The 25,539-nt window shown below is 56.0% G+C and carries 30 protein-coding genes and 1 tRNA gene; 9 read left to right on the top strand and 22 right to left on the bottom strand.

Annotated elements, in window-relative coordinates; translation table 11 throughout:
* Positions 1 to 711 precede the first annotated feature (711 nt).
* From MOV14_RS06660 to MOV14_RS06645, 4 genes are all read right to left on the bottom strand, one after another.
* A complete protein-coding gene (locus tag MOV14_RS06660; RefSeq protein ID WP_318536552.1) occupies positions 712 to 927 on the bottom strand; it encodes an RNA-protein complex protein Nop10 in 216 nt (71 codons plus the stop codon).
* Between the two features lie 2 nt (positions 928 to 929).
* Positions 930 to 1,730, bottom strand: coding sequence for a translation initiation factor IF-2 subunit alpha (locus MOV14_RS06655; RefSeq protein ID WP_318536551.1), 801 nt, complete (start codon positions 1,728 to 1,730; stop codon positions 930 to 932).
* A gap of 308 nt (positions 1,731 to 2,038) precedes the next feature.
* Complete coding sequence (locus tag MOV14_RS06650; protein WP_318536550.1) at positions 2,039 to 2,236, bottom strand: 30S ribosomal protein S27e; 198 nt, start codon at positions 2,234 to 2,236, stop codon at positions 2,039 to 2,041.
* 1 nt (position 2,237) lies between these two features.
* On the bottom strand, positions 2,238 to 2,525 hold the full coding sequence (locus MOV14_RS06645; protein WP_318536549.1) for a 50S ribosomal protein L44e: 288 nt from the start codon (positions 2,523 to 2,525) through the stop codon (positions 2,238 to 2,240).
* A 291-nt stretch (positions 2,526 to 2,816) separates the two neighbouring features.
* On the opposite strand from MOV14_RS06645, the gene MOV14_RS06640 reads away from it, so the two are divergent.
* From MOV14_RS06640 to MOV14_RS06625, 4 genes are read left to right on the top strand one after another with little or no spacing between them, the layout of a single operon-like run.
* Positions 2,817 to 3,149 carry a transcription factor S gene (locus tag MOV14_RS06640; RefSeq protein WP_326403765.1) on the top strand — a complete coding sequence of 111 codons (333 nt, stop codon included), beginning with the start codon at positions 2,817 to 2,819 and terminating at the stop codon, positions 3,147 to 3,149.
* Between the two features lie 56 nt (positions 3,150 to 3,205).
* The gene (gene pcn / locus MOV14_RS06635) at positions 3,206 to 3,949 is read left to right on the top strand and encodes a proliferating cell nuclear antigen (pcna) (RefSeq protein WP_318536547.1); all 744 of its coding nucleotides are present in this window, start codon (positions 3,206 to 3,208) and stop codon (positions 3,947 to 3,949) included.
* A 10-nt stretch (positions 3,950 to 3,959) separates the two neighbouring features.
* The gene (locus MOV14_RS06630; protein ID WP_318536546.1) at positions 3,960 to 5,009 is read left to right on the top strand and encodes a DNA primase large subunit PriL; all 1,050 of its coding nucleotides are present in this window, start codon (positions 3,960 to 3,962) and stop codon (positions 5,007 to 5,009) included.
* 3 nt (positions 5,010 to 5,012) lie between these two features.
* Positions 5,013 to 6,119: a DNA primase small subunit domain-containing protein gene (locus MOV14_RS06625; protein ID WP_318536545.1), complete on the top strand. Its 1,107-nt coding sequence runs from the start codon at positions 5,013 to 5,015 to the stop codon at positions 6,117 to 6,119.
* Positions 6,120 to 6,305: 186 nt separating this feature from the next.
* Here MOV14_RS06625 and MOV14_RS06620 read toward each other — a convergent pair whose 3' ends face one another.
* Complete coding sequence (locus tag MOV14_RS06620) at positions 6,306 to 8,513, bottom strand: STT3 domain-containing protein (RefSeq protein ID WP_318536544.1); 2,208 nt, start codon at positions 8,511 to 8,513, stop codon at positions 6,306 to 6,308.
* Between the two features lie 418 nt (positions 8,514 to 8,931).
* Here MOV14_RS06620 and MOV14_RS06615 point away from each other — a divergent pair, with 418 nt between their 5' ends.
* Positions 8,932 to 9,093 (top strand): hypothetical protein, encoded by a 162-nt coding sequence (locus MOV14_RS06615; protein WP_318536543.1) that lies wholly within the window; start codon positions 8,932 to 8,934, stop codon positions 9,091 to 9,093.
* Here MOV14_RS06615 and MOV14_RS06610 read toward each other — a convergent pair.
* The 9 genes from MOV14_RS06610 to MOV14_RS06570 all read right to left on the bottom strand — a co-directional run bounded on the left by MOV14_RS06610 (position 9,077) and on the right by MOV14_RS06570 (position 14,396).
* Complete coding sequence (locus tag MOV14_RS06610) at positions 9,077 to 9,559, bottom strand: hypothetical protein (RefSeq protein ID WP_318536542.1); 483 nt, start codon at positions 9,557 to 9,559, stop codon at positions 9,077 to 9,079. The two genes, MOV14_RS06615 and MOV14_RS06610, sit on opposite strands and share 17 nt — an antisense overlap.
* 95 nt (positions 9,560 to 9,654) lie before the next feature.
* Complete coding sequence (locus MOV14_RS06605) at positions 9,655 to 10,242, bottom strand: hypothetical protein (protein ID WP_318536541.1); 588 nt, start codon at positions 10,240 to 10,242, stop codon at positions 9,655 to 9,657.
* A complete protein-coding gene (locus MOV14_RS06600) occupies positions 10,242 to 10,595 on the bottom strand; it encodes an OST3/OST6 family protein (protein ID WP_318536540.1) in 354 nt (117 codons plus the stop codon). The genes MOV14_RS06605 and MOV14_RS06600 overlap by 1 nt, the downstream gene beginning before the upstream one ends.
* Before the next feature lie 47 nt (positions 10,596 to 10,642).
* Positions 10,643 to 11,473, bottom strand: coding sequence for a UbiA family prenyltransferase (locus tag MOV14_RS06595; protein WP_318536539.1), 831 nt, complete (start codon positions 11,471 to 11,473; stop codon positions 10,643 to 10,645).
* Between the two features lie 82 nt (positions 11,474 to 11,555).
* Positions 11,556 to 11,666, bottom strand: a tRNA-Arg gene (locus MOV14_RS06590).
* Between the two features lie 78 nt (positions 11,667 to 11,744).
* Positions 11,745 to 12,053, bottom strand: coding sequence for a 30S ribosomal protein S10 (gene rpsJ, locus MOV14_RS06585; protein WP_318536538.1), 309 nt, complete (start codon positions 12,051 to 12,053; stop codon positions 11,745 to 11,747).
* A gap of 64 nt (positions 12,054 to 12,117) precedes the next feature.
* Complete coding sequence (gene tuf, locus MOV14_RS06580; RefSeq protein WP_318536537.1) at positions 12,118 to 13,419, bottom strand: translation elongation factor EF-1 subunit alpha; 1,302 nt, start codon at positions 13,417 to 13,419, stop codon at positions 12,118 to 12,120.
* Between the two features lie 138 nt (positions 13,420 to 13,557).
* Entirely contained in the window at positions 13,558 to 14,121 is a 564-nt protein-coding gene (gene cmk / locus MOV14_RS06575) for a (d)CMP kinase (RefSeq protein ID WP_318536536.1), read from the bottom strand.
* A 5-nt stretch (positions 14,122 to 14,126) separates the two neighbouring features.
* Entirely contained in the window at positions 14,127 to 14,396 is a 270-nt protein-coding gene (locus tag MOV14_RS06570) for a hypothetical protein (protein ID WP_318536535.1), read from the bottom strand.
* A 60-nt stretch (positions 14,397 to 14,456) separates the two neighbouring features.
* On the opposite strand from MOV14_RS06570, the gene aspS reads away from it, so the two are divergent.
* Positions 14,457 to 15,728 (top strand): aspartate--tRNA(Asn) ligase, encoded by a 1,272-nt coding sequence (gene aspS, locus MOV14_RS06565; protein ID WP_318536534.1) that lies wholly within the window; start codon positions 14,457 to 14,459, stop codon positions 15,726 to 15,728.
* 514 nt (positions 15,729 to 16,242) lie between these two features.
* Here the strand turns inward: aspS and MOV14_RS06560 are convergent.
* Positions 16,243 to 16,863, bottom strand: coding sequence for a 30S ribosomal protein S3ae (locus MOV14_RS06560; RefSeq protein ID WP_318536533.1), 621 nt, complete (start codon positions 16,861 to 16,863; stop codon positions 16,243 to 16,245).
* A gap of 128 nt (positions 16,864 to 16,991) precedes the next feature.
* Between MOV14_RS06560 and MOV14_RS06555 the strand changes: the two genes are divergently transcribed.
* Positions 16,992 to 18,875, top strand: a complete 1,884-nt coding sequence (locus MOV14_RS06555) for a DEAD/DEAH box helicase (RefSeq protein ID WP_318536532.1) — start codon at positions 16,992 to 16,994, stop codon at positions 18,873 to 18,875.
* On the opposite strand, the gene MOV14_RS06550 is transcribed toward MOV14_RS06555, so the two are convergent.
* On the bottom strand, positions 18,872 to 19,591 hold the full coding sequence (locus MOV14_RS06550) for a nucleotidyltransferase domain-containing protein (protein WP_318536531.1): 720 nt from the start codon (positions 19,589 to 19,591) through the stop codon (positions 18,872 to 18,874). The genes MOV14_RS06555 and MOV14_RS06550 overlap by 4 nt on opposite strands.
* Positions 19,563 to 19,946 carry an Sjogren's syndrome/scleroderma autoantigen 1 family protein gene (locus tag MOV14_RS06545; RefSeq protein ID WP_318536530.1) on the bottom strand — a complete coding sequence of 128 codons (384 nt, stop codon included), beginning with the start codon at positions 19,944 to 19,946 and terminating at the stop codon, positions 19,563 to 19,565. The genes MOV14_RS06550 and MOV14_RS06545 overlap by 29 nt, the downstream gene beginning before the upstream one ends.
* Positions 19,947 to 19,983: 37 nt before the next feature.
* Here MOV14_RS06545 and MOV14_RS06540 point away from each other — a divergent pair, with 37 nt between their 5' ends.
* Positions 19,984 to 20,571 carry a ZPR1 zinc finger domain-containing protein gene (locus MOV14_RS06540; RefSeq protein WP_318536529.1) on the top strand — a complete coding sequence of 196 codons (588 nt, stop codon included), beginning with the start codon at positions 19,984 to 19,986 and terminating at the stop codon, positions 20,569 to 20,571.
* 56 nt (positions 20,572 to 20,627) lie between these two features.
* Entirely contained in the window at positions 20,628 to 20,831 is a 204-nt protein-coding gene (locus tag MOV14_RS06535; protein WP_318536528.1) for an SEC61-beta family protein, read from the top strand.
* On the opposite strand, the gene MOV14_RS06530 is transcribed toward MOV14_RS06535, so the two are convergent.
* From MOV14_RS06530 to MOV14_RS06510, 5 genes are all read right to left on the bottom strand, one after another.
* Positions 20,800 to 21,579, bottom strand: a complete 780-nt coding sequence (locus MOV14_RS06530) for a geranylgeranylglyceryl/heptaprenylglyceryl phosphate synthase (RefSeq protein WP_318536527.1) — start codon at positions 21,577 to 21,579, stop codon at positions 20,800 to 20,802. The two genes, MOV14_RS06535 and MOV14_RS06530, sit on opposite strands and share 32 nt — an antisense overlap.
* Positions 21,560 to 21,859: a hypothetical protein gene (locus MOV14_RS06525; protein WP_318536526.1), complete on the bottom strand. Its 300-nt coding sequence runs from the start codon at positions 21,857 to 21,859 to the stop codon at positions 21,560 to 21,562. The genes MOV14_RS06530 and MOV14_RS06525 overlap by 20 nt, the downstream gene beginning before the upstream one ends.
* A 59-nt stretch (positions 21,860 to 21,918) precedes the next feature.
* Complete coding sequence (locus MOV14_RS06520; protein ID WP_318536525.1) at positions 21,919 to 23,346, bottom strand: OB-fold nucleic acid binding domain-containing protein; 1,428 nt, start codon at positions 23,344 to 23,346, stop codon at positions 21,919 to 21,921.
* A gap of 637 nt (positions 23,347 to 23,983) precedes the next feature.
* Positions 23,984 to 24,310, bottom strand: a complete 327-nt coding sequence (locus tag MOV14_RS06515) for an SWIM zinc finger family protein (RefSeq protein ID WP_318536524.1) — start codon at positions 24,308 to 24,310, stop codon at positions 23,984 to 23,986.
* A gap of 221 nt (positions 24,311 to 24,531) precedes the next feature.
* A complete protein-coding gene (locus MOV14_RS06510) occupies positions 24,532 to 25,530 on the bottom strand; it encodes a DHH family phosphoesterase (protein WP_318536523.1) in 999 nt (332 codons plus the stop codon).
* Positions 25,531 to 25,539: the final 9 nt, after the last annotated feature.

The following is a 25,539-nucleotide window of genomic DNA, read 5'->3' as shown; positions in this document are numbered from 1 at the left end:
TTTCTATCTGTGTAATCCCGGGGAGAAACTCACCGGGGCTGATGCACGCTTAACGCAGAATCTCCTCCGCGCCTAGAAAAGCGCAGAAAAGCGCTAAAGAGGGGAAAATGACTTATTGGGAGGGGGGCGGAACGCGTACACCGCTTCCCCCTGCATTTCCTTTCCTAATACCCCACACCCCCTTGAATTTTCATAATCGGGGAGAAAATCATCGGTGTTGGAGCTGGGTTACCTTATTTTCTTCCCCTAATATTCGGAAAAGCAAAAAGAAAAGAGGGGGGAAAAGATATTTTTGCTGGGAAAAAGAAAAGGGAAAATTCTACTCGGGGCTGGTCGAACAGCACGATTGTCGCCCCGCGCTCTCCTCACACCCCTGACGATCTCCCACAGCACGCTCTTAGCCACCTCCCTCGTCTCAGCAGGGGCTTTGCTTTCGCGCCGAACTGGCTGGTTTTTGCTTCAGAGAGGGAGCGCTTGACCATAGCCTGCGTGATCCTCCTCGCCGTGGTTAATGGCAGAAAAACGAGGGTGCTCGCGGGCTGAGGGGCGTGTGGCTACATATGCCTGGTTCCGTGCTTAAAGGCTATGCTGAGCAATGCTTACATCTGCTCTGGCTGTAGCGCTCTTCCCTGCGCTGACCCCGTAGGGCAGAAGGCTTTTACGAACCCGTTTACAGCCCTCCTCGGTTGCACTTCACGGCTAGCGGTGTAGCTATAATCCGGTTCCAGAAGAAGATAGGTTGGTCCGGGCCTGGCTGAGGATTTCGGCTAGCTTGGCTTTCCGCCTGTATTCCCCGTAGGGGTCCTCGGGGGAGAACTTCGCCGGGTGCGCTGCCCCGGGGGTGCCGCCGCAGTAGGGGCACTTGTCACGGCGCAGGGTGTACATGCCGCAGCTCGGGCACCTGTGGAGGAGCACGTGCTTCGCCACGCCTACTCGCCCTTTAGCTTCTGGTACGCGAAGGTGCAGCCGGAGCCCCGGGCGGCGCTCTCGATGGACTTCAGGATCTCCCTTGACAGCCTCTCGCTGTCGCGGTAGTTGAGCGCCTCGATGTCGAGCTTGTACCTGGGGGCTCCGAGCGTGTAGAAGCGCACGGTGACGCCCTGGGGGACCTCGACGGCCTCCTCCCAGGCTGTGAGGGCCTTCTTGAGCGCGGGTAGCCCTCCGTCGACGCACTGCAGCGTGATCAGGTAGCTCATCTTCACCCTCGGGAGCTTGATGTTCTGCCTGGCGATCTCGGCTACCGCCTTGGCCCACCTCTCGTCCACGCCGGCTTCGAGGAGGGCCTCCTCGCCCCTCAGGCTGGCCTCCTCCAGCCCCTTGAATATCTCGCCGTAGTGGTCCTCGAGCCTCCAGCCGACCTTCTCGTAGGCCTCGTCCAGAGTCTTCCTGAGCTTCTGGGCCGCGAGCTCGAGGATCTTCTCAGCCCTCTGGGCCCTCTTCCACTCGATGAGCTTCTCCCTCCGCTCGGCGTCCGAGACCCTACGGAGCGACAGGTCGACGAGCCTCCTGGCGGGGTCGACGCGTATCACCTTGAAGACGGCTTTCTGCCCGACCCTCAGCACCTCGCGGATGCTCCTGAACCAGGTGTGGCTCACCTCACCCAGCGGGACGTAGGCCCTGAGGCCGCCGTACTCGTCGAGCGTCACGAAGGCCCCGTGGTCGTGGATCTCCGCCACTGTTCCGATGACGAGGTCGTTTAGGCTCGGCACGCTCTCCCTCTTCCTGACCATCTACATCGCCGTCGAGGAAAAGAGCCCGGGCCTAGATATTTCTTCCGATAGACTACCCAGTCTCACTATTCTGTTTCTTCGGACTTCATGCAATCGGCAGGAGACTGGTGTTGTGTGGCCTCTGCGGGCCATAGCTCTCGGTGATAGCAACGCGCACAGTATCTCTTACACCGCGGTTCCCGGCTATGTACGAGATAAGCGGGGTTGAAAAATGCCGCTGGGTGTCATGCTCGTTAAAGAGAAGCCTAGAGGCACGGCTAGTTATGCAAGAACTCATCAGAGGAAAGCTTTAGGGTGTTGAAGCTTTCTTAGGAGAGGAACTCGAGTATCTCCGCCAGTATCAGCGCCTTGCCGCCTGTGGGCTGGACGAGGGCGCGGCCGCACTTGAGGCACTTCGCCTCGAGGGAGGAATGGCTGAAGACGATCTGCGTGTTCCCGCAGTCGGGGCACCTGACTTTCACGAACCTGCTTCTGGGCCTTGGGATGAGCTTCTCGACGTCGACCATGCTACTTCACCTTCTCGACTATCTCGAGCTTCTTGAGCCTGATGCCCTCCTTGTGGATCGTGTAGCCGCAGACCTTGCACTTGAGCTTCAAGACCTGCTTCTTGGTGACCTTGGCTGTACGCTTCTGCTCGGGCTTCCTCTTGGACCCGTAGCCCTTCTGCTTCCTGAGGTACCTCCGCTGCCCCTCGGCTAGCGTCCTCCTCTTTCCAGCCTTGTAGAGCGTGACCTCGTGCTCCGTGTGCGTCTTGCAACGCGGGCAGTAGGTTCTAATCACGTTGGGAACCTTCATCCCAGCGACACCTTCCCCTACAACACCACGTGGCTAATTTAAAGCTTTCTTCGTTGTAGTCCCCCTTAGCTGGTGTGTGGCGGGCTTCGCCCCTACGCTCCGCAACTTCTTCGCGCCAAAGACACGGCAACCGCCGCTCCCCTGCGGGGATAGGCGGGAGGCGCAGCGCCGCTAACTCCTCGGTTTTTCGGTGTTTGTCCGCTCTTCACGTTAACGCTGAGAGTGGAGGCACGTAAAACATTACGAAAGATTTATAGAGCCCCGTGGGTGGATAGCCCTCTAGGCGTCGCTATGGAATTTTGCCCTAAGTGCGGGGGCCTGATGGTACCAGCGGTGGTGAACGGCAAGAAGGTTTTGAAGTGCCAGAGCTGCGGCTACGTGAAGGAGCCCGCGAACCCTGGGAGGGCTTACAGGGTCGAGGAGAAGATTGAGCGGCACCCGCTGGATAAGGTAGTGGTTTTCGACGTAGACGTCGCCACGCTCCCAGTGGTTCAGTTCAAGTGCGAGAACTGCGGCAACGACAAGGCGTATGTATACGAGGTTCAGACTAGGGCCGGTGACGAGCCCGCGACGAGGTTCTACATCTGCACGAAGTGCCGCAAAGTTTACAGGGAGTACGCTTAGTAGTTAAGTGATAACTTAATTATTAGGGTTTTTGCACGATATAGCGGTGCTCGGAAATGGTCAGGTTCACGTTCCCTGACGCTAGGGAGTGGAGGTACATTATCGAGAGCCTCGCAACGATCGTGGATGAGGCGAACTTCGTCGCCACCCCTGAGGGCTTGACGCTGAGGGCGCTAGACCCCGGGAGGATCGCCATGGTGGACCTCTACATGCCTGCAGGCCTCTTCGAGGAGTACTCCGTCGAGGCGGAGACGAAGATAGGCGTTGTGCTGGACGATGTGAACAAGGTTCTGAAGAGGGCTAAGTCGGACGACAAGCTCATCTTCGAGGTGGGTGGCGGGAGGCTGACGATAATCCTTCAAGGCAGGGCTGAGAGGAGGTTCAGGTTCCCGCTGCTCGACATCGCGGGCCAGGAGCTGCCGACTCCTAAGCTGAACTTCACGGTGGCGGCTAAGATGCTCAGCGACACCTTCCGCGACGCCCTCAAGGACGCCTCTCTCGTGTCCGAGTCTGTGCGGCTGAAGGCCGAGGACGAGACTCTCTACGTCTCGGCCCGCAGCGATAAGGGCGAGATCGAGTCGAAGTTCACGATCGAGGCGGGGAGCCTGCTCGAGATCGACGTCAAGGAGCAGGCTGAGGCGAGCTACGGGATAGACTTCCTTGAGAAGATAGTCTCGAAGGCCTACAGGGTCAGCGACATCATGACCCTGAAGTTCGCGACGAACATGCCCCTCGAGATGACCTTCGACATAGCCGGCGGGGGGACGCTGAAGTACCTGCTAGCCCCGCGAATGGAGTAGGCTCGCGACAATGCCGGAGGCGCTTCGCGTAGCGCTAAGCACAGACGACTACAGGTGGTATCCCTTTCTCCCGGAGGCCCTCAGGGTAGTCCAGGAGCTCGGCTTAACGCTCGAGGAGCTGGGCGAGACCCCGCTCGGGCTCGAGATCCTAGAGGCTGCCAAAAGCAGGGTCCTGACGGTCATCGAGAGCGGCGCCTACCCACCGCCCAGCGATGACTACAGGCTGGAGGTCTCCGTGTTCACGACCGCCTTGCTCATCCTCTCTCAGGTCGGCGACAGGGCTCTCACCGAGAAGTTTGCCGTGGCGTTCTCGAAGAGGGTCTTCGAGAGCATTGAACGCGACTCCTCCAAGAGGCCGGAGCTCCTGCTCTACCTGGCGACGGTGTTCGGCTGGAGCTTCAGGGTTGAGGGAGGAGGCGTGAGCGTGCACTTCAAGGACTACGTGTACGCGCAGCCCGAGTTCACGGGCCCCTGGAAGCTCGTCAATAGGCAGGTGTCGGGGGGCTACGTGTGGGTCACGTGGCGGGAGTTCGCGAGGCTTCTCCAGACCGGCGTGAAGAAGCATGTGGCGAGGCTCGTCGACTCGGCCGGCGTGGATCCCTCCGCTGTCCCCGAGAGGCTCTACGCAGCCGTCGAGGAGGTCTCGCGCAGGTGGGCTGAGGCGAGGAGCGAGGTTCTCGCGTACGCGAGGGCTGGGTACAGGAAGGGGGACGCGTCCGTGTTCCCGCCATGCATAAGGGCACTCCTGGAGGAGATACAGAGCGGGAAGAACTTGACGCACAGTGCGCGGTTCGCGCTCGCGTCCTTCCTCCTATCCATCGGCTTCTCGGTTGACGAGACGCTCGAGGTCTTCAAGGCGTCGCCCGACTACAGGGAGGACTTGGCCAGGTACCAGGTTGAGCACATAGCCGGCCTTAGGGGCTCCAGGACTAAGTACACGCCGTACAAGTGCGACAACATGCGGAGCTTAGGCCTCTGTAGGTGGAGTTGCCAGGGCGTGAAGCACCCCCTCCAGTTCTTCTACAGGGCGGTTAGGGGAAGGCCACCCAGGGTGACTTAGTTGTTGTCTCTGGACGTTGTGAAGCTGTTCAAGTCATACTACGCCCGTAACACCGTTCCACCGCCCAGCAGTATAGAGAGGAGGGAGTTCGCCTTCAGCCTCTTCAACTCCCAGGGGATGTTCAGGCACATAGCTTTCAGCAACGGGGAGGAGATGAACAGCTTCCTCAGGGAGAAGGTCCCCCAGCACGCGTACTACTCGACCGCCTACTACTCCGACCCCGCTGCCCAGGACATGGACGAGAAAGGCTGGCTGGGCGCGGACCTCGTCTTCGACATCGACGTCGACCACATAAACACGCCCTGCAAGGTGCTGCACGACACTTGGAGGTGCCGGGACTGCGGGGCGGAAGGGTGGGGTATGGTTGAGAAGTGCCCATCGTGCGGGAGCGAGCGATTAGACAGGCAGACCTGGGTCTGCGATCAGTGCATAAGTGTGGCCCGGGAGGAGATCCTCAAGCTCGTGGACATACTCGAGGAGGACTTCGGGATCTCTAGAGACGAGATGTACGTCGCCTTCTCGGGCCACAGAGGCTTCCACCTCCACGTCGAGAACAAGCTGCTGGCGGAGCTCGACCAGGAGGCTAGGCGCGAGCTGGCGGACTACGTTAGGGGGCTGGGCATTGACCCGGACCTCTACATCGTGAAGGCCAGGAGGGGCTACGTTTATAGGTTTAAGCCCGACGACCCCGGGTGGCGTGGGCGGATCGCGAAGCTTCTCATGCTCAGGGAGGAGGCCGGCGCTGAGCTCGCACGTGAGGAGCTCAGGAGGCTCATCCTGGAGTGCGTCGCCGAGGCTAGGGCGAACATCGACGAGAAGGTGACGATGGACGTGAAGCGCCTCATAAGGCTCCCCGGCACGCTCCACGGCAAGACAGGCCTTAAGGTTCTCAAGCTCACAGTGCAGCAGTTAGAGGCGATGGATGCCAGGAGCGTGCTCGAGAAGGCTATAGCTCTCCCCGACGAGCCCGTCAGGGTTGAGATGGAGAAGTGGCCTAAGAGAGTGCTGACCTCGGTCTTCCCCGATGAAGCTGACGAAAGAACGCTGCCCCTATACCTTGCAGTCTACCTCGCGCTAAACGGCAAAGCCAGGATTCTGGGGCCGGCATAGCAGGTAGCCGGTGCTTTTCCACGTAGGCGGCTCGCCTTGTTGCTTCTCCCATAGAGAGCGATTAGCTCCTGTTTAACCTACATGCCGCTGCCTCGGCATAGAGAGGGGGTTCGTTCAAACAGAACAAATGCGGCGTTCACGCAAGACCTGCTTCAGAGGAGGATGCCTGGTTCCAGGAAAAGGGATTTAAGGTGATGTTGCTATCTTAACCTTGAATACCTTCACCCAGCCGTTCGGCTCAGACACGTAGACTAGCTCGAAGTTCTTTAGTGGCTGGAGAAGGTAGTGGGGACCGTTGTAGCCCTGGAGCTGCCCGAGGAAGGCGTCGAAGATGAACACCTGCTGCTTGTAGTTTCTCGTGTAGATCATCCTGTAGAGGGTCGCGTTGAGGGCTTGGGGCGTTGCGGCGGGCACCAGGAGGTATATCCTCTGGTTGTTGCCGAGGTCGAGGTACGCGTACGAGCCGTTTCTGTAGCCGTAGATGTAGTCTCCCGCGTCGAGCCCTATCCACTTCAGCATCTGCGGGCTCTTAGCCATGTCTCCGCCGAGCGCGGGGTGGATCATGGAGAAGTACACGTTAACGCCTGTGGACAGGGTGAGGGACTGTAGGGGCTCGAAGACGACCACGTACGTCACGTTCAGCTCTCTGAATATGCTGAGGGCCGTGTCCTCGTCGGACATGAAGGCCCTGGCTATTTTCTGGATCTGCCTGGTGTCTATAGTCGCGTTGTCGCAGGTGGTCTTGCGCCCCGTGTTCACGCTGATCCAGTAGCCGTAGTCCCACCACGTTGCTATCGTCGCATCGCGCGGCACGTTCAGCTTGATCCACTCCAGAGCGGAGATCCAGTCCATGTACTGGTAGTTGTAGTCGACCATGGGTATAGAGGACGTGAGTATAAGTGCCGGCTGATGCGAGTAGAGCGGCACCTTGGAGCCCAGGATCGACGGGGAAAACAGCAGCAACAACACCACGAGGACTAAGGCCACTACGGCGCCGGAAACACTGCCGCCACCACGCCTTCTGTAGGTCGCCGTGCGGGTAGTGTCGAGCACCCTATCGAAGAGCTCTACGAGGCCCATCGAGGCAACGACCGATATTGCGGGTGAGAGCAGCAGGATGAGCCTGACTATCGATGAGGAGAAGTACAGGGAGGTGGCGAAGTACAGCGACGCGAAGGCAGCCTTGAGGTCGCTCCTCATCCTCCTCGCTAAGATGAACACCGCGAATATGCCGAAAACGATGGATGATTGGAAGTCGTCGAAGAGCTGGTTCCACGACGGTACGGCGTGCTCCGCCACAGTGGTTACTCCCGGCTCTCTTATCGTGGGCAGGACAACGGCGAGGATCCTGCCCGAGATCAGCGACGTCAGACCCGTGACCGTCGCCACGGCGAGCAGAACTGCCAGTACTCCTAGGGCCGCGAGGCCGGCCCTCTTAATCTGGGAGGGGCTCAAGGTTCTGATCCTGGAAAAGCCTAGAAGCAGGAATACGGCGTAGACGGTGGTGGCGAGCGGGAGGAAGCCTACCAGTGAGAGAAAGGCGGTGTTAGGGCCGAACCTCGGCGTCGTGGCGACGAAGAGGGTGATTACGGCGTTCGAGGCAACGTAGACCTTGGCTAGCGTCCTGTCATCCGGGTGGATGAGCAGCCATAAGAGCGCGAGTAGCGCGAGGAAGTTCCATGGGTAGAGGTACGCGCCCCACGACAGGACGACGATGCCCTGCGAGAGGCCTGCCAGGATGGCGAGCGAGACGGACTTCCTGCGGTATGCTAAGAGAAATAGGTAGAAGCCGAGGAGCATGAAGGGGATAGCTAGGCCCTCGTGCTTGGCCCCGTAGTTGGTCCTGTACATGTACGCCCAGCTCAGCGCTATCATAACCGCGGATAACGCGCCCACCCGTTCGTCCTTGAGCTCCCTTCCAAGCAGGTAAGCAGTGAAGACCGCGAAGGCTGCTCCGACGGGGACTATTATGCCGTGGATGAAGTAGAGGTCGACTTGGAGGCCGAGGTCTCTGAGAAGCTCGTACGTGGCTACCGTGAAGAACGCTGCTCCGGGCTGGCTCGTGCCCCTGAGGTCTCTACCGCTCGGCGCCCAGAACAGGGTGTCCCTGGGCTTAGGGTTCTCGAGCCACCAGTGGTACCACCAGGCTAAGCCCCCGAGGAAACCGCCGTTGCCGTTTTCTAACATCTTGACGGAGAGGTAGTACTCGTAGTATGGGTCGAACTCGTTCAAGTACGTGCCCCAGTGGAGGGGGGCTAGTCGCGCGAGCAGCGTCACAGTGAATGCCAGGATTAGGATGACTGCAACCACGGCCCTAGTATCTCCAAGTGCTTCTAGAACCTTGAGGAGTCCTGACGCAACCTTCTTCGATGGCGTGTCGCTCCTGTCAGACACAGAATAGGTGCTCTGACCCCCGGTATTTATTTTTGTGCATCCCCCTCCAGCACGTACTAGTACTGCTTTTCGCTTCCCATCCTTATCTCTTCCTGCAACCGGGAAACGTTAGTGAGATTTTCTTCGGATCGCTGGACGCGGATAGAGTCTAGCTTACCCCCATTTTTTGCTTCAGGACCCGCGTGCATTCCCCACGAGCTCTGTTCTCCAGGCGCATCATCCCATCCTTAAGTCGAGCCGCGAGCTAGGCTACGGTTTTCCTGCAGCATGCGCGGATCCATATTCGCCTGAATCGGACACAGGGGCAAGGGCGCGGGATCGAGAGTGAAGGCGTTTCGCTCTGTAAGCTCAGGGGGCTTTTCAGGGAGGCTAAACTCTGGGCAAGCAAATATATCTCTGAGCGCCGATATTCAGGTCAATGATAACCGTTGTGTGCAGCAAGTGCGGTTACGTGTTCTACAAGGGTAGCAAGGTACCCAACCTCTACAAGATCTACGCCTCTGTGGGTGGGCGTTGCCCGAGGTGCGGTCGCGAGATCGACTGGAGGCCTGTAGAGGTTAAGGTTAAGAGGAGGAGGTAGCGTCCTGCACGGCCTTCTGCACGAGCAGAGCTCTTCCTTTAAGGTATAGCCTTAGTGCGTCGAGGGCATCGTCTTTGAATTTGCCCCCTAGCTTTAAGGGGGGTAGATTCGCCTCCTCTAGGAACACTACGTTCACGTTTGGCGGGTTGCCGGCTAGTAGCCTCTCGGATGAAGGTGTGCGCCCCACCATTAAGACCACCTTCCTGTAGTGCGCCGAGAGCACCCTTATGATTCTCGAGATCGCCTCAGGCGTGGATAGCCCGACGAACAGCACGTCGTCCTCTACTGCTATCACGAGGCCGGCTTTCGACTCCCCGGGGTCCACCGCTACTACGACCTCGTTGGCCCTCTCAGGCGGCCAGTTGAGGTAGACGCTTAGGACCGGCTCACCGATGGTTTCGTCGATCAGCTCGCATGGGACTACGAGCTCGGGGCTTAGCTGATCCAGTACGAAGTCACCCTTCATTCTCTTGATAAACTGCGCGAGTAAGCCCGCCTTCTCGCGGCACTCCGAGGCGATGCGCCTAGGCCTCGCACCCCGAGTGTTTTAAGCCCTGAGGATTATTTTTGCTTTTCAACACCCAGTTCCTCGGGTTCCAAGGAGGCAGACAGCCTCTCATCAAGGTCTTTTCCCGCCAGAACGAGCCTCAGCCCCGCCTCCGTTCTCTCCAGCCTCACGAAGTCCTGGGCGTAGAATCTGAGAACACGGTACGCCAGAGGCCTCCTCCCTGAGACCTCCTGCGTCGTCACCAGCACGGGCACTGCCCTCGACGCGGCTAGAGCGTAGAGCTTCGACGCGGCGAGCAACTGCAGCCTTGTGATAGCGCTTTCACGCATGTAGAACCGGAGGGGCAGGTAGTAAGCCGAGAAGCCGTCGTAGACCACGACGTCTATGTTATCCGGGATTAGGTCTAAGCTGAGGAGGAAGTGCAGTTCCTGCTTAAGGTTTGGAACCGCGGCGACGGCCACGCGGTCGCTGGGCTCAGGGTGTAAGAGCGAGTGCCTGGCCAGCCCGACGTATAGCACCTTGGACTTCGTTATATGGAGCGCAGCGGAGAGCGAGAAAGCTGTCTTGAAGGATGACGGGCCACCGTAGACTACGTGCAGGCCCGGCTTACCCAAAGCTCTGAGAAAACTCCTCGGAATCATTACTTCATGCCGTAGACCGTCAAAAGCAGGGTCACGGAGATGAACGCCAAGGCTATACCCGTCACTAGAAACATTGTTGCTAGGTTCGGCCTGGACCTGTACCTCGGGGCCTCGTACACCAGCAGTAACCCGGCTACGGCGAGAGCATACAGGAAGAGAAGTACCAGGAACTCGCTCGTGGTCTGGGAGCCTGTGCCCGGGTAGATGATGTACGTTCCAAGGGAGAATGGGGGTCTCTCGGCCAGAACGTAGACGAGGCCGGCCGCAATCGCGATAGAGAAAACCAGCAGTAGCCATGCGAGAGCGCTCTCAGAGAGTAGAGCTGAAGCTACACCAGACGCGCCGCGCCGCATACGAGGCTCAGAATCGCGCAGCTCATGTATATACTTTTGGCTTCGAGTTAGGGGAGTGTGAACGCCAGGATGGCCACCAGCATTCCTATAAGCGTGTTCCTCCTAACGATCCCCGCGGCTTCAGGAGTCGGGGTTCTTGCAATCGTGTAGATCGAATGGATGAATATAGCGTCCGTTAAAGCCAGCATAGCTACAAAGGGTTCCTTCAGCGCGAAGTACTGAGGGGAGGCGAGGCTTAGCGCAACGGCTAGCGCCATGAAGATGGCTGACACCAGCCCCGCTTGCTTGACCCCGATTTCGCAGGCGAGCGTGCATACGCCGACGCGTATGTCGCCCTCCAGATCCCGTACCCCCTTGGCGATCTCCCGTCCAATGTTCGCCAGGAAGGCTATCAAGAAGAAGAGTGACACTTTCTCCTCTACCGCGAGGCCTGTTGCAAGGGCCCCGTAGAGGAAGCTGCTTGCCGTTAGACCGGCTACGGCCAGGTTCCCGATGATGGAGAGTCTCTTCAGGTAGTAGTTGTACGCGTTGCCTATGGCCAGCGCGGCTAAGAGGAGTAACACGGGGTATGCTCCGAGTGGTAAAGCGAGCAGCAGCGCGGAAGTCGATGCGACGGCAGCAAAGGCGAGAGCCTCCCTTCTGCTCAAATCGCCCCTCACAAGAGGCCTCTCCGGGCTGTTCACCCTATCCTCCTCGATGTTGAAGATGTCGTTAAAGGCGAAGAGAGACATCTCCGCAAAAAGCGAGCTGAGAAAGGCCAGGACGAGCCTCAACGAGAAGCTAGCATTGACCGCAAGGTAGCCAGCCACGACTGCGAGACCCGTCATAACACCGTGCTCGATGCGCGACAGCTTCAGGTAGGCTCTGAATTTCCCCATAGTATCGTAGAGAGATCCATTCTGAATGTAATTAAATTTCTTCGCCCGGCAAGGGTAGCCCTGCATGAAGACTTCGAAGAGGCGGGCCCGCCGGGAATCGAACCCGGGACCTGCGGCTTACTCCACTCTTGCAATTTAGGACTGCGGCGCCTTTCGGCGTGGCCGCCGCGCTTCCTGACTGCGCTACGGGCCCCGAATAAGCGAAAACTAGTGCGCTTGATAAATTTTTCTCCAGGAGTTTGCAGAGGTCGCCGCAAGCTACCTAAGTATCTTAGACGACCTCTATTTCAACTCTAACCGAGGGGGGCACCCTGGTTCGCAGGAGCAGCCGAGTGGCTCTCTCGTCAGCGTCCATGTCGATGAGGCGCTTGTGTATCCTCATCTCGAACCGGTCGAAGGTCTCGTAGCCCTGTCCTGAGGGGGCGCGCCTTGTGACGACCCTCATAACCTGCACGGGGAGCGGTATCGGGCCGCGTATCTTGACGCCCGTCTTCCTGGCTATCTCCCTGATTTCGTTGCACACAGCCTCTAGGTCTTCCACGGAGGTGCTTGAGAGTCGGATACGAACCTTGCTGGGCATACAGCATCACGAGCAGAAAGAGTCAACACCCCACACTATAAAAACTTTACCCAGGGAGAAAGCTCTAGTAGCCCTCAGCCTTCCTGACGTCTATTACAACGCCGGCGGCGATGGTCCTGCCGGAGTCCCTCACTGCGAACCTGCCTAATGGCGGGAACTCGGAGTACTTTTCTACGACTACGGGTTTCCTCGGCTTGAACCTCACGATAGCGGAGTCACCCTGCTTAATGTACTGCGGTTTCTCCTCTGCGACGCTGCCTGTTCTAGGGTCGAGCTTCTGCAGCAGCTCCTCGAACGTCACCGGGACTGTAGCGGTGTGGATGTGTAGCACTGGGGTGTAGCCGGCGGCTATTGCGGTTGGGTGGAATAGCACGAATATGCGCCCGATGAACTCGTCCACCACTGTTGGCGGGTTGTTGACGGGGCCCACCACGTCCCCTCTCCTGATCTGGCTCTTCTCGACGCCCTTCACGTTGAAACCTATGTTGTCGCCCGGAATAGCCTCCGGGATTGGTGTGTGGTGCGTCTCGATGGATTTGACCTCGCCGACCGCCTTCGGCGGGTTGATTATGACTTTGTCGCCGACCCTCAGCACCCCTGTCTCCACCCTGCCCACGGGAACGGTGCCTACACCCTTGATGGAGTAAACGTCCTGGATCGGTATCCTCAGGGGCTTGTCGACGGGTCTCGGCGGCTCCTTGAAGTCGTCGAATGCCTCGTAGAGGGATGGGCCGTTGTACCACGGAGTCTTGTCTGGGGACCTCTTTGCAATGTTCACCCCTTCCCAGGCCGATATAGGTATGAAGTGTATCTCCTCCACCTTGTAGCCAACCATCCTGAGGAGCCTTGATAGCTGGTTCTTTATCTCCTCGTACCTCTCCTTGCTGTAGTTAACAGTGTCCATCTTGTTGATGGCCACGATGAGCTGGTCTACGCCCATCGTCTTGGCTAGGAACACGTGCTCACGTGTCTGCCCAGCTGGGCTGATGCCGGCCTCGAACTCGCCCTCCTTGGCGGAGACCACGAGTACTGCGCAGTCGGCCTGGCTTGCTCCCGTGATCATGTTCTTCACGAAGTCCCTGTGTCCGGGCGCGTCGATGAGTGTGAAGAAGTACTTCTTGGTTTCGAACTTGTAGAAGCCTAGGTCGATGGTGATACCGCGCTCCCTCTCTTCCTTCAGCCGGTCGAGCACCCAAGCATACTTGAAGGACTCGCGTCCCAGCTTCTTAGCCTCTTCTTCGTACTGCTGAATTACTCTGGGATCAATGGCTCCGACCTCGTAGAGTAGCCTACCCATCGTCGTACTCTTACCGTGGTCGATGTGGCCTATGACCACTAGGTTAAGGTGCGGCTTCTTCTCAGACATTGTCCCACCTGTCACCCTTTACACACTCTTTGATTATAAAAACTTAACTTAATGAAGGCATACCAGAGCGACCCACATGTTAAGCGCGAAGAAGCGCCTCCTTAGGTCCCTGCAAAAGCTCTCGAAAAACAGCTCGTTTCATGGATCAGTGAACAGCTCCGGATGCCTTCGCCTGAAACCCTCAATGTATGCTAGCACTACGTTCTTCACGTCCTCAGCGTCTAGGTGTTGTGTGGAAACTACGAGGTCGGCTACGCTGTAATCCCTTATGTTTAAGCCATAGTACTTCATCGCCCTCTCGTAGTTGCTCTTCTCCCTCTCTTCGATCTCCCTTAAGGCCTCCGCAAGCGAGATGCCATCACGCCTCGCTATGCGCTCCGCCCTCACCTCGCGCGGAGCGTCGAAGATTATCTTTATGTGGGCTATCTTGCTCAACACCCAGACGGACAGGTGACCCTCCACTACGACGCCTCCTTTAAGCGCTTCGCCGATCGCCCTCTGGTCTATCAGCAGGTCTATGCTCTCATCCTCCTCGGCTTTCTTATGCAGCTCAAGTAGGCTGACGCCCCTTTCGCGGGCTAGCTCCCTGAAGAGGCCTCCGCTTGAAACGTAGCGTAGGCCGTAGTGCTCTGCTATAAAGCGGGAGTACGTTGTCTTACCGCTACCAGGGGTTCCGCTCACAGCTATGACGACGCAGGGCAAGGCGATCAGGCTCCCGCGAGCTTACGTGCTGCTACTTTTATGCCGAGCTTCAAGCAACGATGACAGAGGTAGCCGCCGTAAATCCTCGTAGGCATCTTCACGCCCCCTCTCTCCTCCCTAGTGGTGAGCTTCGGGACACCTCGTATCGGCGCGCCGCAGACCGCGCACTTGGGGTAGTCATGCTTCTTGTCCAGGATCCTGAGCACGTGCCTGCCACCGGGGGTTCTGACGATTTTCCTCTTCTTGGTGCGCGACCTAAGCGCAGGCCTTACCATAGGACACCAAAGCGTTTATGTGCGAGTATTTAAGAAATTTTCGCGCGAAGGTGTTCGGCGTTGGGCACTAAGGCCGGAGTCGTGGAGGGTTGGGTGAGCAACGCAAAGAGCCTAGGAAGGGTGGCCTTCCTAGAGGTCATCGATGACCTCAACCTCTCCCCAATAACGGTCGTCGTTAAAAAAGACCAAGTCGATCCAGAGACATGGACAACCGCTACGAGGGTCAAGCTAGGCTCAGCGGTGCGCGTGGAGGGGGTTTTCCCAGAGGTGGTCGTGAGTAGAAAAGGGCGTGAAATCCAGGCCTCGAGGATAACCGTACTATCCGAGACACTGGAAATACCGCCGATCGACTTGACAGGCAAGACCCCAGCGAGCTTTGACCTGTACATCGACTACAGGTACCTTGCACTTAGGCTGCCCCGCTTTCGAGCCGTGTTCATCGCGCGAAGCAAGCTCATGGGTTTCACTCGCGAGTTCTTCGCAAAGCAGGGGTTCTTGGAGGTGAACACCCCGAAGATCGTCGGTGCTGGAGCCGAGGGAGGGGCCACCCTCTTCACAGTGGATTATTTTGAAAGGAAAGCTTACCTCTCTCAAAGCCCCCAGCTGTACAAGCAGATGCTCATGTGCGGGGTGCCGCGAGTATTCGAAATTGCACCGTACTTTAGGGCTGAGAAGTTCAGCACCCCTAGGCACTTGAACGAAAGCTGGGGGCTCGACGTCGAGATGGCGTTCATCGACAGCGAGGAGGACGTTATGAGGATACTGGAGGACTTCGTCAGAGGTGCAATAAGGTACCTTAGGTCACAAATGGGTGAGACCTTGAGGGAGGTGGGATTCGAGCTCCTAGAGGAGCCGGCGAATATACCAAAGGTAACGTACAGCGAGGCTTTAGACACGCTGGGGAAGCTCGGGTTCAGCCTGCAGTGGGGGGACGACCTAGACACACAGGCGGAGAAAGCCCTGGGAGAGCACTTGCAGAATCAAGGCTACCCGATTTACTTTATCACGAAGTACCCCTGGGACGCAAAACCCTTCTACATCATGAGGGAGAACGACAAGCTGAGCAGGTCTTTCGACCTCGACATAAGGGGTATCGAAGTGGCCTCAGGAGGTCAGAGAGAACACAGGTACACCGAGCTACTCAAAAACCTCAAAGCTAAAGGGCTGAATCCAGAGGAGTTCAGCTTTTACACACAGGCATTTAAGTACGGTATGCCTCCTCACGGCGGCTTCGGTCTAGGCCTGGATAGACTCTTAATGACTATGCTGGGGCTCTCGAACATACGAGAAGTCGTGCTATTCCCAAGAGACCGCTTCAGGCTGGTCCCCTGATGGGCACCGAGGCTCGGCCTTCAAGTGGCTTCGAGAAGCGTTCATGACCACGCTCATCTTAGGTCGCGCCTGCCTCATTTACCCCCTTAACTAATGGGGGGACCTCTCCTCGGGATATCACGGGTCCCCTTTTCCGGGGGATGGCTCCAGTGGACTCCAGCCCGCGTCGCTGTGGGCAAATTGTCTTTTCGCGTTGTTCAAAGCACCCGACTGGCAACCGTGTGGACGTACCGGGAAATGGTTATTGCTCGACGCTGACTTCTCGCCATTCGGGATTCATCTCCTTTTCGGTGCGTATGCTGAGAAACGAGAAATTATGTCTTCGCTACTTATCCCTTTTTGCGAGGTTGAAGGTGCTGGATGTAAACCTTCACATGTACTGTAACTGATGCGGCCCGAGATACGTAGGCATTATCGAGTGCTCGTACAACTCCTTTAAACTTGGATGGAACATGGAAGGATATGAATTGGATTCAGGAAAATTTTTGGGAAAACTAAAAAGTACTGTTGCTACTTAGGCCTGAACGCTTATGCTTTCGGGTTTAGCCAAGGGGATCTGGAATGTGGGTGTGAGGACTTTTATCTTCCTGATTTCAGCCTTCTTAATTGGGTATATCTTTCTGGCATTAGCCTCGATTTCCGAGGCTATGTTACCGAGAACCGCCTGCTGTATGAAGGTGTCGAAGTCGAGCTGGCTAGCTTTTTCGCTTATTATTTGAAACATAATCTTTCTGATAGCCTTTTTCTGCGAGGTTTTAACTCTGCTCACGGTGACGGCCATGCCCATCACCCTGAGCTTAACTCCATCCTTCGTTTCCACGTCTATTATCGCGTCTATCCTGGATGTCCCCCTCCTCACGAGGCTTCGTATGTAGTCTCGCGTGAGCTCCATCTGTTTGAGCTGCGTGTAAGCTGTAGTCCCCTCAACTTTAACTATCTGGAACTTCAGCTTAATATGTAGCTGAGAAATATCCTTTGTGATGTCGTAAAAGCTTACTTCGACGGTCCTGCCAATGACGTTCTCAGGCTCGTTAGCCGGGATTAGACCTAGTTCAGCATAGCCGAATGCCCTGGGCGCTAGCACCTTGATCCACTTCTTCATCGCCCACTTGTCCTTGGCCTTCCTAGTGCTCACGGAGTAAACCCCAGCTTGCCTACGTGTAACGTCATTTAAACTTTTTCTTCCGGCAAGCAATATGCTTATACCCTATAAGTTAGATTTTCATAACAGCCGATGAAGAAGGAGGTGATCTGTGATATTGCATGGTGATCGATGACTACGGGGGTCTGAGGCTGCAATTCGAACGTAGGAAAGGCCTTAGCGCGGAGGAGTTCGAGAGGTTTCTCGTAAACGCTAGGAAGATAGCGTATTTCGATCAGTCAAGAAAAGTTTGGGTGATCTCCGAGGAGAAGCTTCTCAGGCTTGACAGGGAAGAGCTGGTGAAGACTCTCGACTCTCTCAGGGAGTTATCAACCCTCACGGAAGATCAAGTTCACGTTATTCTCGCCAATTACGGCTCGAGTGCAGGGAGCCGCGGTGAGAGGCTCAGTGTCACGGGTTTTCTGGAGGTGCGAGGTCCTGCACAGCTCATCGATAAAATACTTCGAGATGCTGACTTCAGCGGAATGGTGACGAGCAGGAACGGAAGGCTTTACCTCACTTCCCTCCTCAGTCTAAAGGTGTTCGCTGAGAGGTTGCGCGAAAAGTATGGCGTTCAGCTGGAGTACAGCGTCGACCTGTTCAGCGTGAAGGTGTACAGAGAGGAGGCGTCTCTTAGGCTCTCGTTCAAATACGTTGACAGAGACCTCGCTATGCTCTTACTCAACGAGGGTGTTTTGACTTACAACGTCGAGAAGCCTGTTATAGGTCCAGACGGGGAGTACCAGGGTTCAGAGCTTGTCCAGCGCACGCTGAAAGTAGCGAGGATGCGCTGGGGTGACAAGACGCTTATTGCACCTGTAGCACTGTTGGAAAAGTATCTGTCGAGGCTGGCCGCTATAGGCCTGAAGCCCGAAGTCCAGATAACCGAGAAACCCGACATAAAAACTCCTCTTCGCAAGAACTTCACCTTATTACCTCACCAGGAGGAGGCGTTCAGCCTCTGGGCCAAGCGCAAGAGGGGCACGATCGCTATTTTCACGCGAGGAGGGAAATCCTTCATAGCTCTTGAGGCTATTCAGCACCTCCGGAAACCTACGCTTATACTCGTCACGACCCAGGAGCTCATGGCCACCTGGCTGGACTACCTGGAAAAGTACCTCTCCCTTCCGCGCCACTTCATCGGGGTCCTCGGAGCCGGCGAGCAAAAGATACGAGAAATAACCGTCGCGACTTACTCGAGCGCTGTGAAGTACATCGAGCTCATAAGGGACAAGTTTGAGTTCGTTGTGTTCGACGAGGCCCATCACGTCCCAGCCACCACGTTTAAAAACGTAGCTTTGCAGCTCGACGCTCTGTACAGGCTGGCTCTCTCGGCGACTCCCACGCGGAGAGATAACAACCATAACCTTCTCTACGAGCTTTGCGGGGGGTTGCTGTACACGCTGTCATACGAGGACCTTGTGAGGCTGAAGGTTGTCGCCCCTATTGAGCGCTTTCAAGCCTTCTTTACTGAAAGTGAAGAGGAGAAGCTTCACAGACTCTACGAGATCCTGCGCGAGTACCCAGGGTCAAAGGCGATAGTGTTCACCCAATACTTAAAGACGGCAGAAACAGTTTATAGCTTCCTGCAGGAGAAAGGGATCAAGGCTGTTCTGGTAACAGGCCAAACACCAAGCGCCAAAAGGGAGCTCCTGTTCCGAGATTTCCTAGAGGGAAGAGCCAACGTCATCGTTTCCACGACTGTGCTGGATGAAGGCATAACTGTTCCAGACGCCGAGCTCGCGGTTATATATGAGGGGAGCGGTGAGGGCAGGCAGATGATACAGAGGATAGGCAGGGTTTTAGGCTACCAGCCGGATAAGACAGCTAAAGTGTTTGAGATAATCAACATCACGAACCCCAAGGAGAAGTACGCGTACTTGCGCAGGTCGTGGGTTCGTGAGCTCTACGTTTTCGAGGGGCTGAAAAAATATGTCGAAGCAACAAAGAAGGGTCAAACCGACGAGATCAAGCCCTCCTACCAAAGGAGGATAGACTCCTTTTAGCACCCGAGAACCGTGGCTACTGCTCGTCGTATTACTGGGTTCGTCCTTGCCGCCTCGCATATCCTGTCTTCAGGGCTCTCGCCCACTGGGATCTCGAGGTGTACGTAGAATCCCGCTTTACCCTCTCTTGCACGCCTAATCCGCATGAATCTTCTCTCTAAAATAGTGTCCAAGGATATCCCCAGCAATCTCGCAGCTTCGCTCTCAAAGCCAATGATGGACCACTCATCGTGACCGTAGCTTGTGGGCTCGACGAAGAGAAGACGCTTATTCACGCCCGGGACTCGTACCCCCAACTTGATCTCTCTCAGCGAGACGGCGCCCGCGTATTTCGGGAACTCTTCCTCGGTTTTGCTCAGCCTCGAAACTGGGATTGAGATCTCGATGCCCTCATCCACCACGACAATTATCCTGATCGCTGTAGAGGGTGATGCCTGAATCACGCGAAAGCCCCTAACCGAGATGCCAGCTCTCTCAAGGGCAACCACTACGCGCCACGACGGCACGTAAGCCGTGAAGTGCACATCGATGTCGCTCGAAGGCGTCACATCACCCCGTGCAACACTACCTATGACGACAGGGGATGCACCCACGCCCTCTAAGGCTCGAAGTAGCTCCAGAGCCCTCTCCCTGAGGTTTTCTAGTAGCCTCCACCTCCACTCGGGATAAACCACAGGAGTCTTATCCCTAACTCTTACCGGGGTGAGACTCGGCAAGGGTCTTCACTCTGTATGCCGTCTCAAGTATCTGGAGGAGTATCATAACGGCCTTCCCAACCTCGTAGACGTCAGCGGGGCTTGAAGCCCTAGCAAGCTCGTCTCGCAGAAGCTCCATGCGCTCAACTACAGTCTGCTCTAAGGACCTGAGAGCCAGCGCGGAGCGGGCACGGACCTCTTCCTCATCGCTTGATACAATGACAAACCTTTGCCCGCACTTGGGGCACACAACCTCACCGGACTTCAGGCGGAATAGAGGTACTGAGCAGTAGGGGCAAAGCTTGTCGAGCATCGTTGCCCCGGACTTCAGCAAGGAAGCCATCTTGGCTAGAACAGCCTTCTCCTCCTCAGACACAAAAAATACAATATCAGCCCAATATATAACTTAGTCAATGCCAAACGTCGAGGACTTTCAAGACAATCCCTCCATATACGGTAAAAAACTGGGAGAGTTTACGATGCAGTGCCCCCTTTGCGGGGGTCCACTGCACATCACGGAGGCCGAGTACGAAATACCTGTCCTCGGGAAGGTACTAATAGCCAGCAAGCGGTGCGAGAAGTGCGGGTACAGGAAGAACGATATCGTCCCGCTTGAACAAAGAGAGCACCTCCGCGTGTACTTTAGAGTTGAGAAGCCAGAGGACTTCGAGGTGAAGGTTGTAAGGTCCCCGACTGCTCGTGTGATTATACCGGAGCTCGGGCTGGAGCTCGACCCCGGGATAGACGCGGAGATGTTTATAACGAATGTTGAGGGCATACTACAGCTTTTCCTAGACGCCATTCAAAAGCTTCGGGTACTCGACCCCGATGTGGATACAACAGCAGTCGAGAGCGAGCTGAAGCTCATAATCGAGCAGCGCCGATGCGGTTTCACGGTAGTCCTCGATGACGAAAGTGGATTAAGCACCTTCTACTCCGAGAACTATAATATTCCACTCTTGATCGAGAGGGTCGGCATTAAAAAGGCGAGCACTGACTGACCAGTAGGCGAAATGTATATACATGTAAGTAAGGGTAGCTTATACTTGAGCTATCTATGAGCAAAAGCGGGTCTAAAAGCAAGAAAGGGAGCAAAGGCGAGAAAGAACGGAAGCCTACAGCGCTTCCAGCCGCAGGTCTGCTGACGTTCTACGAGGAGGACATAGGAGGGATAAAGGTCAGGCCCGAGGTCGTTGTAGCCGGGACTTTCCTTCTAGCGTTGATCGTGATCATGGCGCATCTCGGAGTCTTCGGGCCCTAGCCCCCTCCTCCATAGCTTTCACAATCTCTCTAACTTTCTCCTGCACATTCTCGGACTCCTCGACAATCGTTCCAGTGACGAGGATGTCGGCACCTGCCTTGGCTAGCTCTCTGGCGGTCTCCGGCTCCCTTATTCCACCCCCAACGATGATGGGTATCGTCACGTTCTCTCGAACCATCCTTACGAGAGCGGGGGGAACGGGGTGGCCACCGGACCCGCCCTCCAAGTAGACAAAGTTAAAGCCCATGTACTCCGCCGCCAGCGCGTAGGCCACCACCACCTCGGTTGCGTCGAAGGGTAGTGGTCTAGCGTAGCTAACAAGCGACGCGGCCCCTCCGGATCCCATGAGGATGTACCCGAGCGAAAGGGTTTCGAGCCCGTACCTTTTAACGATCGGCGCGCCTTGCACCTGGGCCCCCACTATGAAGTAAGGGTTCTGCGAGTTTAGGACGGAGAGGAACCAAACCGCATCTGCGTACTTGCTCAGCGCCGTAGGAGTCCCCGGGAAGAGGATCACCGGTATATCCACAGCTTTCTTGACAGCGAGAACCAGCTCGTCCGTCATACCCTCAGAGACGCCCGTGCTACCCCCCACCATGATAGCTGAGGTGCCAGCCGCGAAGGCCTCTCTGGCTATCTTAGAGGCCTGCTCCGGCGGCGTCTTGTCTGGGTCAAGTAGAGTCATATGTATGGCGCCCCGCTCCCTTATTCGCTCTAAAATGTACTCCCTAACCCACCTCTTCTTCATCCTCCTCACCGCTCGATGGTTTCTCAACAGTCACAAGCTTGCCTGCCTCGAAATCATCTAGGAATTTGCTAAAATAATCCACTGGGTGCAGGTAAGGATTATACTCGTACTCGCCTCTTAGCCCGCAGTTCGCACAGGTCACTATGGCCTTCTTCTCCTTGCCCTTAGTGACTGAAACGCTCACAGCCGTCGCTCCGCATGAGGGGCATTGGAACACCGTGGGTAGCTTCCTCTTGGGAACCAAACGCGGACGTGCACGCTTCCGCCTGCGCCTTCCCATACTACCAGCCTGCCTCTAGAAGATGTCAGCCTAGATATAAGTACTTATGTGTCCGTGGTTTACACTAAAGCTACGTCGTCTACGAACAACGAGTATTGGTCACCAGGCATCATCCTAGCTCTTAGCAGGACATCTGTCCCCAAAAGCTCTTGGTTGACGTAGGACAGAATTTTCTCCAAGGCCGAGGGGGTGTACTCGCACCCCTCCTTGACGTTCATCGAGTATATTTTCTCAAAAACTCTTGCGCTGTTGCTAATACCACGTAGCGTCGCCACGCCATCGTCAAGAACCATGGATAGGTGGAATAAGGGGTTACCGTTTAGGCAGCGAAGGCGAGAGTTGAGAGATATCACCGCGGCCCTGTTCAAAATGTGCCCTGCCTGACCCGTGAACTTCGAGAATACATACCTTGACGGGTGTTTGCTCTCTATAACAACGGCATTGAGGCACTCGCTCTCTCTAAAAGTACCGTCTACCGAATAAGCCCCCACAATTTCACAAACTTTTCCAATGGTCCCAGCGAGCATGGCAAGACTGGTGTCCCGGAATATTACGAGGTGCTGAACGGCTATCCCATCTTTGCTGTTTTCAGTGGCCAAGTAAACCCGCCCTCCCTCTCTTCTAAAGAGAAGGTAGCCCAAGACTTCAGCCTTAAACCCAAACAGCTCATTGCTCTGAGCGTGCGTGCAGAGCGAAACCTCGCCTTCACCGCTCGGAACAGCGGATACTTGCGAGGGGGCATCGCATCTTATGGTGAGGATGCCCTTCTTGGAAAACTCGCTACAACCGCTCGTAGCGACAAGGTCCGCCTCTGGGGCTGTCGTAGCCGGTAGGATCACTACCGCTGGCTCACACCCATCTAAACTAACACCGTAAATGCAGCGCCTGCCGGCTCTGGCGACGCCCCTCACGACTCTTATTACTCGAGTTCCCGGTTTATGCCTCTCGATATACTGAAGAAGCTCTGTCAGCTCGCTCTGAGCTAGAGCTTTAACCGAGGAGGATTTCTCGAAGTATATTTCGTTTCTCTCTCTGTACCTTCTAATGGACACTTTAATAAGCCTCACCTTGGTGCCCACCCTTAAGGCCTTTCCGATGCTTTCTGCTTGCTCATCCCATAGAACCCCCCAGATGATGCCAGTCTCGTCGGCTATAGCGAAACGCAGGTACTTCTTACCTGTAGGCGATAGCTTCAAACCAGAATTGAACACCACTAGGCCCTCGACATCAACGCCTCGGAAACCTGAGGCGAGATCCCTGATCTTCAAAACCGTGAGGGATGAGGGAGTTGACTCGCGAGAAAGAACTACCCCCAGCTCCTTCGCGACCATGAGGGCGGCTGCGTCTCTCCTTATTATCCCTCCGAACTCTTTGACTTTCTCGTCGATCATCCTCTCAATCTGCTCTCGGGTGAGGTTGGGCTTACTCCTCAAAACCTCCTCGACTACGCGCTGAACATCGTTGTCTGCGCTTGGTACTCTCTCCATTGCGCTAACCTGAATTCTGCGGTCATCTTACTAAAACGTTTTTACCTTTAAATCCTTAGATGCGAACATGGGTCATGCGTGGCACACCTATGATTTCACTATGCCGAATGGATTCTTTTAGGAGTAATGGATCGGTCGTATCACTCAAGCGGCTACGCGCAGCAATACCACATTTTATTAGATTTTCCCCAATCTCTTCCCGGTACGACGTGCGCCTTCCCTGCCATCGCGGGTTAGAGGAGTAGGGTGCCGAGTAACGCTTGTGGGGCTTGAGTCTGCGGCTGTCACAGTGCACGTAAAGGATCATGCCCCCGACCCACCAGTGCAGTTATACTCGAGGCAAGTGTCAAGGCATATGGCCGGGAGATTCGAGCTCACAGGCTTAATGGTGGTGCTACAACGCCTGAGGCAGCTGAGACCGCTGAGTAGCGCTCTCGCCACCAGAAGCACCAGGTATACAGCCTGGAGAGCCGTTCATCATGAGCCCCCCGTGTCCACCCGGGAAAGTGTTTTTCAGACCAGTGAAGTGGCAGACACGCCAGCCGTGGCTTAAACATCGACACGAGTAGCTGATATGGGCGTGCCCACTACCAGTGATTGGGATGCTGCAGTCGCGGGCTGTTGCTGAGTAGCCTCGTTAGGATAGGCTTGAGAGAAACTTTACGTATAATTCGTTGAAGCTGATGCGCTCTTTCTTCAGCTGAACACCCTCCTTTATGGCCAGCTCTACTGCAATCATGTGGTAGCAGGCTTTCGACCTGCCTCTGTAGAAAACCGAGAATAGGAAGTCTTCACAGGAGCAGAAAACGCCGGGAACAACAATGTGAAGCCTTTTCCTGTCTTTGCTCTCTACAGCATAGAGTTCAACGGTTCTTTCCCCTGCCCCAAAACCCTCGATTTCAATCTTTTTCACTCTCCCCTCTGCCAGGGCTTTCCTTGCCTGAGTAGAAAGCCTTCGAGACAAACGGGCGGCCCGCTGATCCCGAAGCAATGCTACTTTTTAAGTTTTCCCTTGCCTCCTCTGGTGCTTGACCTTATCCTTCCTCATTTCCAGCGGATGTAAGGGGATCAGGAGTTGCGCGACTAGCGCTCCTAGACCTCAGAACTGCAGCGGTCCTCGCCTCAAGGAATACCATGTGCATCGACAAGGCACTAGAGGTTACCTGCATGTTTTGTGTTGCGGTTTTAAACCGTTTGCTCGCAGAACGCCATTACCTCGGCGATCGCGTCTAACAAAAACTGTCTCAGCGTTCTGTTCCGAATCCCTCTAAGCTTCTTTGAGGCGAGGTTTGTATACCCCGAGGCGCCGGGGTGCCCTCCCCCCTCTCCTCCAAGCATCTTTGCAACGCTGGATACGAGCTTGGAGCTGTCAAAGCCTCTCTCCAGTAGCCTCTCGGAGGCTCTTACGCTGACTCTCGTCGCGTCATGGCCTCCTAGAACTATCGCCAGGTCGACTCCCAGTGAGACGAGCGTCCTTGCTACGGATGCTTCGTGGGCGCTTGACTCGGTGACGGCGATTATGTAACCGCAAACGTCGATTATACTTGCCCTTTGAACACCCTTAAGCCTCGCGATTAGCTCGGAGCGGTCCTCCTTTTCCTCTATTAACTTTAAAGCCTGAGCGTAGTCGGCTCCGCTCTCGAGCAGAATCTTGCTGGCGAGAAATGTGCTAGGAGACGTGTAGAGGTATCTCCTCGTGTCGTATAGTATGCCTGTTAAGGCAATTAGAGCTGTCCTGCTATCGATCTCCACCTTCAGCCTATCGGCCAGCAGGACGGCGATCACCGTCGAGGCGGGTTCTCGCGCTATAACGGACGCTTTAGCCCTCTCCGCAAGTATGCCGGGCGGGAAGTGGTGGTCTATCACAAGTATATCCGTTTCTGCCTCGAGCAGGGGTCGGATATCCCCCAGCATCACGGCGTTTGACGTGTCGCAGACGACTACCCCGTCGGCCTCCTGGCACCTCTCCCGCCACTGGACGCCGAGAGTCTCCATAATCTTTTTCGAAACACTACTCGGCCCCTCTGGTAAGCACACTTCAGCCTCAACGCCTAAGCTAGAGCACACTTTTTTGACCACAAAGGCGCAACCAATAGCATCGGGATCCGCATTCTTGTGAGTTGTTATGATGAGCTTTTTGCCTGTAAAACTCCTGAGGAATTCCTCAGCACGGTCTAAATCCACCGAGCACAC

The organism is Infirmifilum sp. NZ (assembly GCF_022693705.1).
GTDB lineage: Archaea > Thermoproteota > Thermoprotei > Thermofilales > Thermofilaceae > Thermofilum.
This window is presented reverse-complemented; position numbering and strand designations above follow the sequence as displayed.

Bases quoted from the DNA above. Each gene is read 5' to 3' on its own strand.
- MOV14_RS06645 (WP_318536549.1), bottom strand. From the start codon at position 2,525: ATGAAGGTTCCCAACGTGATTAGAACCTACTGCCCGCGTTGCAAGACG.
- pcn (WP_318536547.1), top strand. From the start codon at position 3,206: ATGGTCAGGTTCACGTTCCCTGACGCTAGGGAGTGGAGGTACATTATC.
- MOV14_RS06610 (WP_318536542.1), bottom strand. From the start codon at position 9,559: ATGAAGGGTGACTTCGTACTGGATCAGCTAAGCCCCGAGCTCGTAGTC.
- MOV14_RS06535 (WP_318536528.1), top strand. From the start codon at position 20,628: ATGAGCAAAAGCGGGTCTAAAAGCAAGAAAGGGAGCAAAGGCGAGAAA.
- MOV14_RS06655 (WP_318536551.1), bottom strand. From the start codon at position 1,730: ATGGTCAGGAAGAGGGAGAGCGTGCCGAGCCTAAACGACCTCGTCATC.
- MOV14_RS06650 (WP_318536550.1), bottom strand. From the start codon at position 2,236: ATGGTCGACGTCGAGAAGCTCATCCCAAGGCCCAGAAGCAGGTTCGTG.
- MOV14_RS06630 (WP_318536546.1), top strand. From the start codon at position 3,960: ATGCCGGAGGCGCTTCGCGTAGCGCTAAGCACAGACGACTACAGGTGG.
- MOV14_RS06600 (WP_318536540.1), bottom strand. From the start codon at position 10,595: ATGCGGCGCGGCGCGTCTGGTGTAGCTTCAGCTCTACTCTCTGAGAGC.
- MOV14_RS06525 (WP_318536526.1), bottom strand. From the start codon at position 21,859: ATGGGAAGGCGCAGGCGGAAGCGTGCACGTCCGCGTTTGGTTCCCAAG.
- MOV14_RS06595 (WP_318536539.1), bottom strand. From the start codon at position 11,473: ATGGGGAAATTCAGAGCCTACCTGAAGCTGTCGCGCATCGAGCACGGT.
- MOV14_RS06540 (WP_318536529.1), top strand. From the start codon at position 19,984: ATGCCAAACGTCGAGGACTTTCAAGACAATCCCTCCATATACGGTAAA.
- tuf (WP_318536537.1), bottom strand. From the start codon at position 13,419: ATGTCTGAGAAGAAGCCGCACCTTAACCTAGTGGTCATAGGCCACATC.
- MOV14_RS06615 (WP_318536543.1), top strand. From the start codon at position 8,932: ATGATAACCGTTGTGTGCAGCAAGTGCGGTTACGTGTTCTACAAGGGT.
- MOV14_RS06520 (WP_318536525.1), bottom strand. From the start codon at position 23,346: ATGGAGAGAGTACCAAGCGCAGACAACGATGTTCAGCGCGTAGTCGAG.
- rpsJ (WP_318536538.1), bottom strand. From the start codon at position 12,053: ATGCCCAGCAAGGTTCGTATCCGACTCTCAAGCACCTCCGTGGAAGAC.
- MOV14_RS06570 (WP_318536535.1), bottom strand. From the start codon at position 14,396: ATGGTAAGGCCTGCGCTTAGGTCGCGCACCAAGAAGAGGAAAATCGTC.
- MOV14_RS06605 (WP_318536541.1), bottom strand. From the start codon at position 10,242: ATGATTCCGAGGAGTTTTCTCAGAGCTTTGGGTAAGCCGGGCCTGCAC.
- MOV14_RS06530 (WP_318536527.1), bottom strand. From the start codon at position 21,579: ATGAAGAAGAGGTGGGTTAGGGAGTACATTTTAGAGCGAATAAGGGAG.
- MOV14_RS06640 (WP_326403765.1), top strand. From the start codon at position 2,817: ATGGAATTTTGCCCTAAGTGCGGGGGCCTGATGGTACCAGCGGTGGTG.
- MOV14_RS06555 (WP_318536532.1), top strand. From the start codon at position 16,992: ATGGTGATCGATGACTACGGGGGTCTGAGGCTGCAATTCGAACGTAGG.